At 67.5% G+C, this 15,920-nt stretch carries 13 protein-coding genes; 5 read left to right on the forward strand and 8 right to left on the reverse strand.

Annotated elements, in window-relative coordinates; translation table 11 throughout:
• Positions 1–119 precede the first annotated feature (119 nt).
• Both ACP3TD_RS18870 and ACP3TD_RS18875 read left to right on the forward strand, forming a co-directional pair.
• Positions 120–710 (forward strand): TetR/AcrR family transcriptional regulator, encoded by a 591-nt coding sequence (locus ACP3TD_RS18870; protein ID WP_426764514.1) that lies wholly within the window; start codon positions 120–122, stop codon positions 708–710.
• 204 nt (positions 711–914) lie between these two features.
• Positions 915–1,091 (forward strand): CsbD family protein, encoded by a 177-nt coding sequence (locus tag ACP3TD_RS18875; RefSeq protein ID WP_045730732.1) that lies wholly within the window; start codon positions 915–917, stop codon positions 1,089–1,091.
• Positions 1,092–1,181: 90 nt separating this feature from the next.
• Here the strand turns inward: ACP3TD_RS18875 and ACP3TD_RS18880 are convergent, their stop codons facing one another.
• Positions 1,182–1,784, reverse strand: coding sequence for a DUF1345 domain-containing protein (locus tag ACP3TD_RS18880; RefSeq protein WP_426767303.1), 603 nt, complete (start codon positions 1,782–1,784; stop codon positions 1,182–1,184).
• Positions 1,785–2,041: 257 nt separating this feature from the next.
• Here ACP3TD_RS18880 and ACP3TD_RS18885 point away from each other — a divergent pair, with 257 nt between their 5' ends.
• The gene (locus ACP3TD_RS18885; RefSeq protein ID WP_426764515.1) at positions 2,042–3,007 is read left to right on the forward strand and encodes a helix-turn-helix domain-containing protein; all 966 of its coding nucleotides are present in this window, start codon (positions 2,042–2,044) and stop codon (positions 3,005–3,007) included.
• A gap of 64 nt (positions 3,008–3,071) precedes the next feature.
• On the opposite strand, the gene gdhA is transcribed toward ACP3TD_RS18885, so the two are convergent.
• The gene (gene gdhA / locus ACP3TD_RS18890) at positions 3,072–4,409 is read right to left on the reverse strand and encodes an NADP-specific glutamate dehydrogenase (RefSeq protein ID WP_426764516.1); all 1,338 of its coding nucleotides are present in this window, start codon (positions 4,407–4,409) and stop codon (positions 3,072–3,074) included.
• Positions 4,410–4,613: 204 nt separating this feature from the next.
• On the opposite strand from gdhA, the gene ACP3TD_RS18895 reads away from it, so the two are divergent.
• Positions 4,614–5,252, forward strand: coding sequence for an AmiS/UreI family transporter (locus ACP3TD_RS18895; protein WP_426764518.1), 639 nt, complete (start codon positions 4,614–4,616; stop codon positions 5,250–5,252).
• On the opposite strand, the gene ACP3TD_RS18900 is transcribed toward ACP3TD_RS18895, so the two are convergent.
• Positions 5,245–6,735 carry an APC family permease gene (locus ACP3TD_RS18900; protein WP_426764520.1) on the reverse strand — a complete coding sequence of 497 codons (1,491 nt, stop codon included), beginning with the start codon at positions 6,733–6,735 and terminating at the stop codon, positions 5,245–5,247. The two genes, ACP3TD_RS18895 and ACP3TD_RS18900, sit on opposite strands and share 8 nt — an antisense overlap.
• Positions 6,736–6,988: 253 nt before the next feature.
• Here ACP3TD_RS18900 and treS point away from each other — a divergent pair, with 253 nt between their 5' ends.
• The gene (treS, locus tag ACP3TD_RS18905; RefSeq protein WP_426764521.1) at positions 6,989–9,283 is read left to right on the forward strand and encodes a maltose alpha-D-glucosyltransferase; all 2,295 of its coding nucleotides are present in this window, start codon (positions 6,989–6,991) and stop codon (positions 9,281–9,283) included.
• A 297-nt stretch (positions 9,284–9,580) separates the two neighbouring features.
• On the opposite strand, the gene purU is transcribed toward treS, so the two are convergent.
• Genes purU through ACP3TD_RS18930 form a run of 5 tightly spaced genes read right to left on the reverse strand, consistent with a single transcriptional unit; the run spans position 9,581 to position 15,897 of the window.
• Complete coding sequence (purU, locus tag ACP3TD_RS18910) at positions 9,581–10,477, reverse strand: formyltetrahydrofolate deformylase (protein ID WP_426764522.1); 897 nt, start codon at positions 10,475–10,477, stop codon at positions 9,581–9,583.
• A 3-nt stretch (positions 10,478–10,480) separates the two neighbouring features.
• Positions 10,481–11,908 (reverse strand): L-serine ammonia-lyase, encoded by a 1,428-nt coding sequence (locus ACP3TD_RS18915; RefSeq protein WP_314214874.1) that lies wholly within the window; start codon positions 11,906–11,908, stop codon positions 10,481–10,483.
• Positions 11,908–12,558, reverse strand: a complete 651-nt coding sequence (locus ACP3TD_RS18920; RefSeq protein ID WP_426764524.1) for a sarcosine oxidase subunit gamma — start codon at positions 12,556–12,558, stop codon at positions 11,908–11,910. The genes ACP3TD_RS18915 and ACP3TD_RS18920 overlap by 1 nt, the downstream gene beginning before the upstream one ends.
• Positions 12,551–15,493 (reverse strand): sarcosine oxidase subunit alpha family protein, encoded by a 2,943-nt coding sequence (locus ACP3TD_RS18925; protein WP_426764526.1) that lies wholly within the window; start codon positions 15,491–15,493, stop codon positions 12,551–12,553. Before ACP3TD_RS18925 ends, ACP3TD_RS18920 begins: the two co-directional genes overlap by 8 nt.
• Positions 15,490–15,897 (reverse strand): sarcosine oxidase subunit delta, encoded by a 408-nt coding sequence (locus tag ACP3TD_RS18930; RefSeq protein ID WP_426764528.1) that lies wholly within the window; start codon positions 15,895–15,897, stop codon positions 15,490–15,492. The genes ACP3TD_RS18925 and ACP3TD_RS18930 overlap by 4 nt, the downstream gene beginning before the upstream one ends.
• Positions 15,898–15,920: the final 23 nt, after the last annotated feature.

The following is a 15,920-nucleotide window of genomic DNA, read 5'->3' on the forward strand; positions in this document are numbered from 1 at the left end:
AACCTTTGATCGGGCCGTCGCCGGCTGCCGGTGGCTTATTTTCTATAGTTGTAGAGAATAAACGTCCGTAACATGGCCCACAAGAGTCTGAGCCAAAATATTTCCGGGAGTGGGCCGCGGTGCCGAAGATTGTTGACCACGACGAGCGGCGCCTCGAGTTGGTGGATGCCACCTGGCGGATCATCGCCAGGCAGGGCATGGAGGGCGCCACCATGCGGGAAATCGCCATGGAAGCCGGCTTCGCGAACGGAGCCCTGAAACCCTACTTCCCCACCAAGGACACACTCCTGGAGTTCGCCTTCAGCCACGTGTTCAACCGGACCAACCGGCGCATTGCGGACGTCACCATGGGCAGGTCCGGCCTGGACGCCCTCCAGGCCTTCTGCCTCGAGGTCCTCCCCCTGGACGAAGAACGCATCAACGAGGCCCGCATCGTGATCCCGTTCTGGCAAAAGGCGGTCACCGATCCCGGAAAGGCCGAAATCCACCGGCAGTCCATGGAGGAATGGGTGGACACCATCCGGCGCTACCTCGCGGAGGCGCGGAACAGCGGCGACGTCCGCGCCGCCGTCGACGATTCCCTCCTGGCCCGCCAGCTCCTGAACATGCTGCTCGGCGCCCAGATCGAGGCCGCACTTGCCCCGCCGGGCCGGACAGGCTTCGGCCACGACACGCAGCTGGACGGTTATCTGGCCCTGCTGCGCTGCTGAACCGGATCAGGGTAGCCTCCGGGAGTGCCGGCTAAGGCCGCCGCCGGGACATGCCGCCGCCGGGACACCGCAGGCGCCCCACCCTAATCCTGTGAGTTTGCCTTAAACCCGCCGGGAAGGGGACGCAGGAAACTAAAAGCATGCTTAGTATTGAGGGTCAGGTTCCGGGCTTCCCGGGGCGGGTACGAACGCAAGGAGCAGCTCATGGGTTTGGACGACAAGATTGATAACGCCGCGGAAAAGCTTGGCGGCAAGGGCAAGGAAGCTGCCGGCCACGCTTCAGGCGATGAGAGCCTGAAGGCCGAGGGCAAGACCGATCAGGCCAAAGCTGACCTGAAGCAGGCCGGCGAAAAAGTCAAGGACGCCTTCAAGAAGGATTAGTCCCTGGCCGGCTCCCGGTACATCAATGGGTGCAGTTCCCTCAGGGGGACTGCACCCATTCGCATGTCCGGGGCATGCACCAGGCTCCGCCTAGCGGACGAGGCCCGAGACCAGGTTGATGGTGGTGGCCAGCACGATGGTTCCCAGGAGGTAGGACAGCAGCGCCTGCCGGAGGACCGTGCCGCGGATCGCCCGCGTCTTGAGGCTCGTGTCCGAAACCTGGAAGGTCATGCCCACCGTGAACGCCAGGTACGCAAAATCCTTGTAGCGGGGAGGTTCCTCCCCGTTGAAATCGATCCCGGCCCGGTCCCGGTAGAAGATCGCGGCGTACCGCAAAGTGAAGAGGGTGTGCACCAGGAACCAGGACAGGGCGATGCTGCCGAGGGCCATGGCCACGATGGCATCCTTGGCGAAGCCCTCCGCCTTGGACGCATCAACGAGGATGAGGCCCACGCCGGCGAAGCTTGCCACGGTGGCGGTCAGGACCAGGGCGTCGGAAAACACCCTGCCCGGGTCTTCGCGCCGCGCATGGGCGGCGGTGGCCTCCGGCCCCAGGTGCCCGATGACGCTCCAGACCCAGGCCAGGTAGGTGGCGGACGCCGCGGCCCAGCCGAGCGCGGGCGCGTAGGCCCAACGTCCCAAGACCCCCACCAGCACCGCCGTCGCCAGCCCGACGGCGAGCATCACCAGCATCCGCAGGCGGGAGTGATGCGAGCGCGCATTGAAGTCCCGCCGCGTCCCGTCTGGACCTTCCATGGCTCCCATGGCCTGATCATTCCACGCCGCTGCGCCTGCAGGGGACGTTCGACGGCGGCACGCGGGAAAGTGCTGCCGTCGTCTTTTTTCGCCAAGTGTTGAAAAAAGATTCCGCGGACCCTAACCTGTTGTCACTGTGTTCCACGACACAGTCCCGGGGGGAACGTCAGAGTGACCACTCGTCAGGAGCAGCCATGCCAGCACCCGTCCGGGCTACGGCCCCCGCCAGCCAGGCCCTCACCGCCAGCATCGCCTCATCCTTCGACCACTGGAAGCACCTGGTGGCGGAGTCCTTTGTGCCGCTGACGGCGAGGACGGCAGACGTTGAGGGATTTCGCGGACAGCTGCGTTCCAGGGTCCTGGACCGGATGTCCATCGTGGAGGTCACAGCCACATCCCACGAAGTCCACCGCACGCCGGCGCTTATTGCCCGGGCCCACGAGCGGTACTTCAAACTGAACCTGCAGCTTGAAGGCACCGGCCTGCTGATCCAGGACAATAGGGAGGCGGTCCTCCGGCCCGGCGACCTCGCCATCTACGACACCAACAGGCCCTACACCCTGGCCTTCGAGGACACCACCCGGATCATGGTGGTGATGTTCCCGTGCGATACCCTCGCCCTGCCCACGGAGTATGTGGGGCAGCTGGCGGCAGTGCGGATGGCCGGCGACGGCGGCCTCAGCGGCATCGTGGGACAGTTCATTCGGCAGCTGTCCCAGAACCTGGACGTACTCAACGGCCCCAGCGGCTCAAGGCTCGCGGCCAACGCCCTGGACCTGGTGTCCACCATGCTGCACGCCGAAATGGACATCTCCCCGGACCAGATGAAGCCGCAGGCCATGCTGGCGGTGGCAGTGCGGGAGTACATTGACGCGAACCTGTCAGATCCGCTGCTTTCGCCGGCCAGCATCGCCGCGGCGCATTTCATTTCCACCCGGCACCTGCACAACGTCTTCCACGAGTCCGGAACCACGGTGGCCACTTGGATCCGGACGCAGCGGCTGGAAGGCGCCCGCCGCGACCTCCGGGACCCGCTGCACGCCGGACTGCCGGTCGGCGCCGTGGCCGCCCGCTGGGGCTTCCTGGATGCGGCCCACTTCAGCCGCACGTTCCGGGATGCGTTTGGCGTACCGCCGTCGGACTGGCGCCGCCGCAGCTAGAAGGTGCGCGGCCAGGGACGGCCGCCGGGTGTGGCATCCCGGGGCGGCCCCGGTGTAGCCCCGGTCAGATCAGGCCCTGGGCCAGCATGGCATCGGCCACTTTGACGAACCCGCCGATGTTGGCGCCCAGCACATAGTTGCCCGGCTGGCCGTACTCATCGGCGGTGGACGCGCAGCGGTGGTGGATGCCCACCATGATCTCGGTCAGCCGCTCTTCGGTGTGCTCGAAGGACCACGAGTCCCGGCTGGCGTTCTGCTGCATTTCCAAAGCCGAGGTGGCCACCCCGCCTGCGTTGGCAGCCTTGCCGGGGCCAAACAGCAGCCCGGCGTCCTGGAACACCGCAACGGCATCGCGGGTGGAGGGCATGTTGGCGCCTTCGCCGACCGCCAGGAGGCCACCGCGCACCAGGCGGGCGGCAGCATCGCCGTCGAGCTCGTTCTGCGTGGCGCAGGGCAGTGCCACCGTGGCGTCGACGTCCCACACGGAGCCGCCCTCCACGTACGCGACGCCGCCGCGGCGTTCCGCATAGTCCTTCAGGCGGCCGCGCTCCACTTCCTTCACCTCACGAAGAAGTCCGACGTCGATGCCCGCCTCGTCCACCACGTAGCCTGACGAGTCGGAGCAGGCCACCACGGTGGCGCCCAGCGATTGCGCTTTGGCGATCGCGTTGATGGCCACGTTGCCGGAACCGGAAACCACCACGCGCTGGCCGTCGAAGGAGGATCCGCGGGTCTTCAGCATTTCCTGCGTGAAGATGACCGTGCCGAATCCGGTGGCCTCGGGGCGGACCAGGGACCCGCCCCAGGAGATGCCCTTGCCGGTGAGGACGCCTGACTCATACCGGTTGGTGATGCGCTTGTACTGGCCGAAGAGGTAGCCGATTTCGCGGCCGCCCACGCCAATGTCGCCGGCCGGAACGTCGGTATATTCGCCGATGTGCCGGTAGAGCTCGGTCATGAAGGACTGGCAGAAGCGCATGACTTCGGCATCGCTGCGTCCGCGGGGATCGAAATCGGAGCCACCCTTGCCGCCGCCGATGGGCATGCCGGTGAGGGCGTTCTTGAAGATCTGTTCAAAACCCAGGAACTTGACGATGCCCAGGTACACGGACGGATGGAACCGCAGGCCGCCCTTATACGGCCCCAGGGCTGAGTTGAATTCCACCCGGAAGCCGCGGTTGATCTGGACGCGTCCGGCGTCGTCGGTCCACGGAACGCGGAAGATGATCTGCCGCTCGGGCTCGCACAGCCGTTCCAGGATGGCGGCCTCAAGGAACTCGGGGTGCCTGTCGTGGACGGGCCCCAGGCTTTCGAAGACTTCCACCACAGCCTGGTGGAATTCCGCTTCGCCGGGGTTCCTGGCCAGGACGGTGTCCCGGATGGCCTCGAGCCGTGCATCCATGATGTTTTCCTTACCGTGGCCGGACACGGGACGGCACACAGGAGGCGGCACTGTCCCAAGAGGTTTACGTTTCAACCTAGCCGATTGCGACTGCCGACCGCCAAGCGAACTCCGCCTTCTGGGCTAATCTCCGTATTGTGACAACAAAATTCCATTCAGCGATATCTGAAGTCCGGCGACACCGCGGTTCACGGGCGGTATGACATGGCCTACCTCTGCCTCCTGCTGTCCGGCGCCGTCCTGCTGGTCAACGGCCTGGCCACCCTGAACCGGCTGCCGTGGCGGGATGCCGCCATCCTGAACCTGGCGGTGGGGTCCCTCCAGCTGCTGCTCGGCCTGATGTCCCTGGCGGGTGGCGCGGCGCCGCTGCTGACAGTGACCGGCATGTTCCTGTTCGGTCTGACCTATGTCTACGTGGGGCTGGACGCGCTGCTGCACCTGGGATCGAAGGGGCTGGGCTGGTTCTGCGGCATGGTGGCCGGGCTGGGGCTGCTCCTCGCCGGGGCCTGGGTCGGTTCCGATCCCCTGCTCGCAGTCCTGTGGCTCGCCTGGGCGGTGCTGTGGGGCGCCCTGTTCGGTTCCCTCGCACTGGGCCGGCGGCGGATGGACCCGTTTATCGGGTGGGCGCTGATGCTGGCCAGCCCCGTTACCGCCACCGTTCCTGCCTTCCTGGGGCTGGCCGGCACCTGGCCGGCCGGCCCGGAGGCGGCGTGGGTGGCAGCCATCGCCGTAGCCGGGCTGTTCTGTGCCGCGCACGGGCTGGCCCGGCGCGAAATGTCAGCTCCGCACCGGGCCACTCCGTTGCCGCCGGGCCCTGCCGCCGGCCGGGCAACGCTCAGCTGAGGCTCGGGTCCGGTTTTGCCGTTCCGCGGCCGGCACCGTCCAGGTGGCGCTGCACCCTGGCTTCCACCAGCACCCCCGCCACGAAGACCACGGGCACGGCAGCCAGCAGGGCCGCCGCTGTTTCCGCGCTGCCGCCGATCAGGGAGGTGAAGTTGCTGACCACCAGGTAGAGGACCCACGCGAGCAGGACGGATGCGAGCGCAGGAGCGATCAGCGTTTGCCACAGCCCGGCTCCGGAGGATTCGCGGCGGAAGAAGCCGACGACGGCCACGGAGCACAGCATGTACAGCACCAGCAGCGCCGCCACGGCCAGCCCGCTGAACCAGGAGAACAGGGTAAGGACGGGGTCCAGGGCAAGTGCCGCGAACGGCATCACCAGGGCGACGGCGGCGGCGGTCTGGATCCAGGCGGCGATGGCGGGTGCACGGTGACGGTTGGTCCGGGCCACCCGGGCGGGCATGGAACCGCGGAGCGCCAGCGAATGCAGGTAGCGGTTGATGCCGTTATGGAAGGCGATGATCCCTGCCAGCAGCGACGTCACCAGCAGGATGCCCGTGACCGTCCCCGCCCACGGGCCGAAGAGTTCCACCATCGGGCCGAGCACGAAGGAGGTGGCATCTCCCGATTCCAGGGCTGCCCCTGCCGCGTCCATCACCCTGGACGGCCCGTAATAGCTGACCAGCATCCAGGAAATGAAGGAAAAGAACACCGAGATGACGCCCACGGAAAGGTAGGTGGCCCGTGCCACCGTGCGGTGCGGGTCCTTGGCTTCGGCCGAGTAGATGGCGGTGGATTCGAACCCGAACATGGACGCCACGGCAAACATGATGGCCACCCCGGGGGCGCCGGCGCCGATGGCCTGGGGCGAGAAGGAGGCCGCAACGCTGATGCCCTCCGGGCCGCCGCCACTGAAGAGCACGGTAAAGCCGAACAGCAGCAGCACCGCCACCTCCAGGCCCACCAGCAGGGCCAGGATGCGGGCGCCAAGTTCGATATTCAGGGACCCGAGCACCTGGACGCCGCCCATGGTGGCCAGCGCCGGCAGCCACCACGGAACGTCGGGGCCCACGGAGGCGAGCAGCCCCGAGAAGGCCGCACCGTACAGCCCGTACATGGCCGCCTGGATGGTGTTGTAGGCCAGCAGTGCCAGCCAGGCCGCACCGGCACCGGTTCTCCGGCCGAACGCGGCCGTCACATAGGCGTAGAAGGCGCCGTTGGCCTGGATCCTGCGGCTCATGGCTACGAAGCCCACCGCGAAGATGACAATCACGACGCCGACAATCAGGTAGGCGCCCGGGGCGCCGGCGCCGTTGCCAAGGGCTGCCGCGAGCGGCGAGGCGCCCACGATGCCGGTCAGCGGCGCCTGGGCGGACAGGACAAAGAAGAGGATGCCCATCACTCCGATGCTTCCGGCGCGGAGGGCGGTGGAATGCTCCCTGGCCGGAGCGTCAGTGGTCCGGGGTTCGGAATTCGAAATACTCATAAGGGTCCTTCTCACGGTCATGAGCGGGGAAGTTGTTGAGGAATCCAGCTTCGCAGCGGGACTCATACGGCCGTTTGTCCGCCAGCGACCGGTTCTTGTCCGTGAGCGCAGCGGTGCGTATGACAGTCCTTTACTGCCGCACCGCCGCGGTTCCGCGAATAGCCCGTGCCCGCCGGGGTACGGTGAATTCGTGCGCAAGGTGTCCCGGGGCTTCGCTTCCGGGCCATGGAAGCAACCTTCGGAAAGAGGAACCATGAGCGAACCGACCACCAGCGAGGGGATTTTTGAAGCAGATGCCCTCGATGTCGAAGAAGGCCAGGAGACGGCCGCTGCCACCGAGCAGGCAGCCGACGCGGAGATCAGTTACGACGAACAGTTCTACCCGGCACGCCCCAAGGCCCTGAGGCCCATCGCCCGGCGCCGCCAGTACCTTGCCACCAGGCCGTCCTTCGAGTTCGACGGACGCAACGCAGCCTATGTCGAATGGCTGCGGAACCAGGCGATGCTCGGGGACGCCAACACGCTCGCCAGGCAACTCTCGGGCCAGGCCAGCATGTGGCAGAACTCCTACGCGCACCCCAACCCGCGTGCCGCCGTCGAACGCGCCCCCGTGTGGTTCACCGCCTATCCCCTGTCCTTCATCACCCAGCCCGGCCAGTCCTTCCTGTCCGCCCTGGGCGACGAGGGAATGTGGGAGGCGTTCCGGAACATCGGCATCCGCGCCATCCACACCGGGCCCGTCAAGCTGGCCGGCGGCATCAGCGGATGGATGCAGACCCCCAGCGTGGATGGCCACTTCGACCGGATCAGCATGGGCATCGACCCTGTGTTCGGCGACGAGGATGAATTCCGCCGGATGTGCGAGGTGGCCGCGGAACACGGCGGCACGATCATCGACGACATCGTCCCGGGCCACACCGGCAAGGGCGCCGATTTCCGCCTCGCCGAAATGAACTTCCGGGACTACCCCGGCATCTACCACATGGTGGACATCCCTGAGGAGGACTGGCACCTGCTGCCGGACGTCCCCGAGGGCAAGGACTCGGTGAACCTCAGCCCGGACGCGGAACAGGCCCTGCAGAAGGCCGGCTACATCATCGGCCGCCTGCAGCGGGTGATCTTCTACGAACCCGGCGTGAAGGAAACCAACTGGAGCGCCACCCGCGCCATCGTGGACACCACCGGCAAGACCCGCCGCTGGGTCTACCTCCACTACTTCAAGGCCGGCCAGCCGTCCATCAACTGGCTGGACCCCACCTTCGCCGGCATGCGCCTGGTGGTGGGCGATGCCCTGCACTCCCTGGTGGACCTCGGCACCGGCGCCCTCCGGCTCGATGCCAACGGATTCCTGGGCGTGGAGAAGAGCGCCGAGGAGGAGCCGGGCTGGTCCGAGGGGCACCCGCTGTCCGAGGCCGCCAACCAGCTCATCGGCTCCATGATCCGCAAGGTGGGCGGGTTCTCCTTCCAGGAACTGAACCTGACCATCGACGACATCAAGGCCACCTCCGAATCCGGCCCCGACCTTTCCTACGACTTCATCACCCGGCCCGCGTACCACTTCGCGCTGGTCACCGGGGATACCGAGTTCCTGCGGCTGACGCTGCGGCTCTCCAAGGAGATCGGGGTGGACCAGGCGTCCCTGGTCCATGCCCTGCAGAACCACGACGAGCTCACGTACGAACTCATGCACTTCGCCGCGGGCCACCGGGACGACGTCTTCGAGCTCGGCGGCCAGGAAATGACCGGGGCCCAGATCGCCGAGCACGTCCAGCAGACCATGCGGGAGCGGCTCACCGGCGAAAACGCCCCCTACAACTCCGTTTTCACCATGAACGGGATCGCCTGCACCACTGTCAGCTTCATCATGGCCACCCTGGGGATCCAGGATCCGGAGGCGCTCACGCCGGAGCAGGAGGCGCAGGTCCTGGACGCCCACATCCTGCTGTCCATGTACAACGCGCTGCAGCCGGGCGTCTTCGCACTGTCCGGCTGGGACCTGACCGGGATTTCGGTGCTGGACCGCGGCACCGTTGGGGAGCTGATCGCGCAGGGTGACACCCGCTGGATCAACCGCGGCGCGCACGACATCATGGGCACCAGCCCGGACGCCACGGCCTCATCCTCCGGAATGCCCCGCGCCCGCAGCCTCTACGGGCCGCTCCCGGAACAGCTGGAGAACGAAAACTCCTTTGCCCGCAGGCTCCAGCGGATCCTGGCGGTGCGGGAGGAGCACGGCATCGCGACAGGAACGCTCCTGGACGTGCCGGACGTCTCGCACCGCGGGCTGCTGGTCCTGGTGAACGGGCTGGCCGGCGGCGCCGTCGAAATCACCGTGCTCAACTTCTCCGGCCAGGACATCTCCGGCAGCGTCCGGTCCACCCACCTTCCGCCGGGAGCCAGCGTGCGCGACCTTTTCAGCGGCGAAACCGTGGGCCAGGTGGATGACCTGCACAGCTTCTTCATCGACCTGCCGGCGTATCAGGGCACCGCGTTGCTGCTCGAGGTTGAAGAAGCGGACGACGACGGGTCCCCGGCAACGGAGGCCTGATCCCCGGGGCGGGGCTGCTTCGGTAATTGGAGCGCGCCCCGCCGGGTCTCCCCGGGTTTCACCCCAGCAAACCCGCGGACGACGGCGTGTGGCCGGGACACGCCGTCGTGCTCTCCGAAAGGTGGGGAGACTCAGCGCTGCCAGCCACGTCCGGGCGGAGTACCAGGGGGCAGCAAAAAGCGCGGCCGGCCACCCGAGAGGGCAACCAGCCGCGCTTCAGTTGTAAAGCTGTCCGGTCAGGCGCTGACCGGGGCGCCAATCAGGCGGTTCCAGTCCTGGTAGCGGCGCAGACACTTACTAGCGGAGCACCACCGTGCGGTTGCCCTGCAGGATGACCCGGCCCTCGCAGTGCCACTTCACCGCGTTGGAGAGTGCCTTGCATTCGGTGTCGCGGCCCGCGGCCACCAGGTCCTCGGGACCGTACGTGTGGTCCACGTCCACCACCTGCTGGGAGATGATGGGCCCCTCGTCCAGCTCTGCGTTGACGTAGTGCGCGGTGGCGCCCACGGTCTTGACGCCGCGCGCGTACGCCTGGTGGTAGGGCTTGGCACCCTTGAAGCTGGGCAGGAACGAGTGGTGGATGTTGATGGCCCGGCCGTCCAGCTTCCGGGTCAGGTCGTCGCTGAGCACCTGCATGTAGCGGGCCAGCACCACCAGTTCGACGTCGAGGCCGTCCACCAGTTCCATCAGCTCGGCTTCCGCGGCGGGCTTGGTGTCCGCAGTGACCGGGATGTGGTGGAACGGGATGCCGTGCCACTCCACCAGCGCCTGGTGGTCCCGGTGGTTGGACACCACGGCCACCACGTCCACGGGCAGTTCGCCGACGCGGGCACGGAACAGCAGGTCGTTGAGGCAGTGCCCGAACTTGGACACCATGATCAGTACCCTGCGCTTGGAGCCCTGGCGTTCCAGCTGCCAGCGCATGCCGAACTTCTCCGCCACGGGGGCGAAGGAGTCCCGCAGGACGGTCAGCGTGGAATCGTCGCCCTCGGAGACGAAGTGCACGCGCATGAAGAAGTGGCCTTCGGAGCGTTCACCGAACTGCTTGTTGTCGATGATGTCGCAGCCGTGCTCCAGCAGGAAGCCGGACACTGCGTGGACAATGCCGGGCCCTTCCGGGCAGTCCAGGGTGAGGACGTGTTCCACGGTGGTGGGCGCCTTGGGCGCGGGGACGTGGGTTTCAGTGGCAGTCATGGTTCAGCACTCGATCACATTCACGGCGAGTCCTCCTCGGGAGGTTTCCTTGTACTTGGTTTTCATGTCGGCTCCGGTGTCGCGCATGGTCTTGATCGCCTTGTCCAGCGAGACCTTGTGGCTGCCGTCCCCGTGCAGGGCCAGCCGGGCCGCGTTGATCGCCTTCACGCTGGCGATCGCATTCCGCTCGATGCACGGGATCTGCACAAGGCCGCCCACGGGATCGCAGGTCAGGCCCAGGTTGTGCTCGATCCCTACCTCGGCGGCGTTCTCCACCTGCGGGGGCGTTCCGCCGAGCACCTCGCAGAGCCCGGCGGCGGCCATGGAGCAGGCCGATCCGACCTCACCCTGGCAGCCCACTTCGGCGCCGGAGATGGAGGCGTTGGTCTTGAACAGGATTCCGACGGCGGCCGCCGCCAGGAGGAAGCGGACCACACCATCGTCGTCGGCTCCCGGAACAAATTTCACGTAGTAGTGCAGGACGGCCGGAACAATGCCCGCTGCCCCGTTGGTGGGGGCGGTGACAATCCGCCCGCCGGCGGCGTTCTCCTCATTCACGGCCAGCGCGAAGAGGTTCACCCATTCCATTGCCAGCAAGGGATCGGCCGGTGCCTGGACGGGCGACGGCGACGCTGCCGCTGCCTTGGCGGACGCTTCGGCCGAAGCGGCGGAGGCAGTCAGGGTACGGAACAGCGAGGGCGCCCGCCGGGTGACCTTCAGGCCGCCGGGGAGGATGCCTTCGGCGTTGCAGCCATTCTCCACGCATTCCTTCATGACGGCCCAGAGCCCCAGCAACTGCTCCCGGAGTTCCGCTTCGCTGCGCCACGTCAGCTCGTTGGCGAGCATGACGTCGGAGATGGACATGCCTTCGCGGCTGCAGATCTCCAGGAGTTCGTCAGCCGTGGAGAACGGGTACGGCAGCACCGTGTCATCCGCCACCACCTTGTCCGCGCCCTCGGCGTCGCCGTCCACCACGAAGCCACCGCCGATGGAGTAGTAGCTCCGCTCGCTCAGCACGGAACCGGTGTGGTCCAGCGCCCGGAACGTCATGCCGTTGGGGTGTGCGGGGAGGGACTTGCGCCGGTGGAGGACCACGTCCTCTTCCCAGTTGAAGTCCACCCGGTGCGTCCCGGCGATCTGGAGTTCGGCATTGAGTGCCGCAGCAGCCACCTGGTCGTCGGCGGTGAAGGTGTTGACCGTCTCCGGTTCCAGGCCCTGCAGCCCCAGCACCACTGCCTTGTCCGATCCGTGGCCGCGGCCGGTGGCGCCCAGCGAGCCGAACAGTTCGGACTGGACCCGGGTGGTGGAGGCCAGGTGGCCGTCGCCCTTCAGGCCGTCCGCGAAGAGCTTTGCCGCCCGCATCGGGCCCACCGTGTGTGACGACGAGGGCCCGATGCCGACAGAAAAGAGGTCAAGGACGCTGAGCGCCATCAGGGGACCTCTGGCGAGGCGTACTCCCGCATGCCGTCCAGGAGCCAGCGGCCCAGGAACTCGGCGAACGAGGCCCGCGGGAAGACCCGGAAGGACTCCTCGCCGGTCTTCCACAGGAGGGCGGGGATGTTCCCGATTTCCGTGGAGTACGCGGTGCCGGCCTTGAAGACGCGGGGGTGCAGGTCCAGCGAGCAGCCCTTCTCCAGGACGGAGCGGGCCTGCGGGCCGGTCAGCTCGAAGGTGGTGCGGTTGGCCGAGAGGTCAACCACCTGGCCGGAATCGCCGCCCAGGGCGTCCCGCAGCGCCTGGATCAGGCCACCGCCCAGGGACTCGTGGGCCTCGGTGGGCGCAACCACCAGGAACTCGGCCGGGCCCAGCCACAGGACGGACGTGTCCCCGCTGCCGGCCACGGCGCCGGAACCGGCGGGCAGGCCACCGGTCACGGCGGCGATGCGCTGCGCAGCGCCGGAGCCTGCGGCCACCCGGATCCCCACCATGGTGAGGAAGGGGAGCTCGGAGATCTCAACGGTTCCGGCCAGCGAGCCTGCCGCGAACGCGTCCCGGAGCACTCCGGCCGGGCTGGTGCGGACCGCGAGGTCTTTGTCCGTCGGAGTCTTTGCGGGGGTGGGGGAAGCTGCTGTCTCAGCCATCTTTGCGGGTCCCTTCGGAGTCAAAAAGCACTGTCTCTGCAACAACCACGTCCACCAGCTGGTCGCCGGCGGCGGCAATCAGCGTTTCGCCGATGCGGTTGCGTCCGTTCTTGATCAGGGCCAGGCCGAACGAACGGCCCAGCGCTGCGCTGTGGTAGCTGGAGGTGACGAACCCTTCCATCGGCACGGGGCCGTAGGCGGGGTTGGTGGAGCGTCCCTTTTCCACCAGCTGGGTGCCTTCGGGCAGCCGCAGCGTGCGGTCCACGGGGAGCACGCTGACCAGGTGCTTACGGTCTTCACGCTGGGCATCCACGCGGGAGTAGGAACGCTTGCCGATGAACTCCTTGGCCTTGGAGACGATCCACTCCATGCCGGCATCCTGCGGGGTGACGGTGCCGTCGGTGTCCTGCCCGACAATCGGGTAGCCCTTCTCGGCGCGCAGCACGTGCATGGTTTCGGTGCCGTACGGGGTGATGTTGAATTCGGCTCCGGCAGCGGCCACGGATTCCCAGGTGTTCAGGCCGTACCAGGCCGGAACGTTGATCTCGTAGGCGAGTTCGCCAGAGAACGAGATCCGGCAGACCCGGGCCCGGACGCCGGAGGCGAGGGTGGTTTCGCGGAATGTCATGAACGGGAAGTTCCCGGCCTCGAGTCCGCCGTTGGCAGCCAGCTCCGGGGCCACCTTGGCGATCACTTCGCGGGACTTGGGCCCCACGACGGCGATGGTGTTCCACTGCTCCGTCACCGAGGTGCACTGCACGTCCAGCTCAGGCCATTCGGTCTGCAGCCATTCCTCCAGGTGGTCCAGCACCTTCGCGGCACCGCCGGTGGTGGTGGTCATGAAGAAGGTGTCTTCATCGAGCCGGAGGGTCACGCCGTCGTCGAAGATCATGCCGTCAGCCAGGCACATGACGCCGTAGCGTGCCGAGCCCGGGGCGAGCTTCTTGAAGGCGTTGGTGTAGACGCGGTTCAGGAACTCCCCCGCGTCTTTGCCGCGGATTTCGATCTTGCCCAGCGTGGTGGCGTCCATGAAGCCCACGGATTTGCGGACGGCGGCGCATTCGCGCAGCACGGCAGCGTCCATGTCCTCCCCGGCCTGCGGGTAGTACCAGGGCCGCTTCCACTGCCCGACGTCCTCGAACAGCGCACCCTTGGCAACGTGCCACGGGTGGATCGAGGTGATGCGGGCGGGGTCGAAGAGCTCACCGCGCTGGCGTCCGGCCAGTGCCGCGAAGGCCACCGGGGTGAACGGCGCGCGGTAGGTGGTGGTGCCGATGTCGCCGATGCCCCGGGAAGCCTCGCCGGCCGTGCGCAGGGCCGCGGCGATGACGCCGATGGCGTTGACGCCGGAGGTCTTGCCCTGGTCATTGGCGGTGCTGATGGAGGTGTACCGCTTGATGTGCTCCACGGAACGCATGCCGGCACCGGTGGAGCGGAGGACGTCCGCCACGGACTGGTCGCGCTGGAAGTCAACGAAGTGGTGGTGCCAGTCGTCCGGGGTGCCGCTCTCTCCCGGTACCAGCCAGAGCTGGCGGGTAGGGGCGGAGGCCTGCGGGTCGCCGAACACGGACGGTTTGACGGCGGATTCGAAGCCTGCGGCGATCGCTGCCTTCGCGCCGGCAGAGATGCCCTCCGCGAGGCAGTCGGCGGTGGCGAACGAGCCGCGGCCGGCGCCGATGCTCTGCTGGTTGGGAACTTCGGTGCTGGGCACGAAGGCTGCCAGCTCGTCGTCCCAGCGCAGTTTGCCCTGCCGCTGCGAGTGCAGGTGCACCAACGGGCTCCAGCCGCCGGACACAGCCAGCAGGTCTGCTGCGATCTGTTCCACGCCGGAGGTGAGTTCCCCGTCGTCGTTGATGCTGCGGACGGTGACGCCGTCCAAACGACCGCTGGAATCAGCGGAGGTGTTGGCCACGGCGCTGCCGATCAGCACCCGGATGCCGGATTCGACGGCGGCGGTCGCCACGTTGGTCAGCTTCGGACGGGCGTCGACGACGGCTGCAACCTTGACGCCGGCGGCGGCGAGGTCCGCGGCGGTGGCGTAGGCGCTGTCGTTGGTGGTGCTGATGACCACGCGGCTGCCGGCGGCCACGGCGTACCGGTTCAGGTAGCTGCGGACGGCTGAAGCAAGCATGATGCCGGGACGGTCGTTGTTCTCGAACACCAGGGGACGCTCGTGCGCTCCGGGGGCGAGCACCACCTGGCTGGCACGGATGTGCCAAATACGCTGGCGGGAGACGCCGGGGGCTGCCGGGCTGGTGAGGTGGTCGGTACGGTTCTGGACGGCGATGACGTAGTTGGCGTCGTAGGCGCCGAACGCGGTGGTGCGGTTCAGGACCGTGGATTCCGCGCCGGAGACCAGTTCGGCTTCGACGTCGGCAACCCACTCCAGGGCGGGCTTGCCTTCGATGGTTTCGGCCAGGCCCTCGGCGGTGGAGCCGGAGAGCAGGGAACCGCCGAGTTCGGGCTGGTCGTCCAGCAGCATGACGCGGGCACCGGTACGGACTGCTTCACGGGCAGCAGCGAGGCCTGCGGGGCCGCCGCCGATCACCAGGACGTCGGTGTGGACGTACTTCTTGTCGTATTCGGCGCGGTCCTCGGCCGGATCCAGCTTGCCCAGGCCGTTGAGCTGGAGGGCCTGGAGCCCGTCAACGAGGGACACGGTGGTGGCCGGGAGCATGGATTCGGCCACGTGGCCGGGGAAGCGGGCTTCCACACGGACCAGGGCGTTGGCTTCTTCCACGCCGGCGGACATGATGCCGCGGTGGCGGTCCTCGTAGAGCGAGTTGCCGGCGGCGATGCGGCCGTTGGCGAGCAGTGCGGAGGCCAGGGTGTCGCCGGGGTGGCCGGTGAACTCCTCGCCGTCCACGGTGAAGCGCCAGGAGATGGTGCGGTCGATGCGGCCGCCGGTGGCCAGGCGGGCGTTCTGGGAGGTCACTTGGTGGCTCCTTCCGGGGCTGCAGTGGTGGAGGAAAGGCTGGTGCCTGAGGTGCTGGGCGCGGCGGTCCCGGTGGTGGTGCTGTCCGCGGCAACGCTGGCGGTACCGGACTCGGCGCCGGTGGTGCCGGCCCGGTCAGGCCGCTGGGCTCCCATCGGGTAGATCGCCTGGATGTCGTAGCTCACGGTGTCGCGGAGCATGTTGAACCACTGGCGGCAGCCGGTGCTGTGGACCCAGCGTTCGGCGAAGGTGCCCTTGGTGTTGCTGCGGTAGAAGAGGTAGCGGGACCACTCCGTGTCGCTGAGCTCGTTGGGGTTCTCGGGGTAGGCGACGTGGGCCTGTCCCCCGTAGTGGAATTCGGTTTCGTCCCGCGGGCCGCAGTTGGGGCATGGGATCAGCAGCATGTGCGTTAGTCCTTATCTCGTGG

This window comes from Pseudarthrobacter sp. 1G09, from assembly GCF_050038305.1.
In the GTDB taxonomy this organism is placed as follows: domain Bacteria; phylum Actinomycetota; class Actinomycetes; order Actinomycetales; family Micrococcaceae; genus Arthrobacter; species Arthrobacter equi.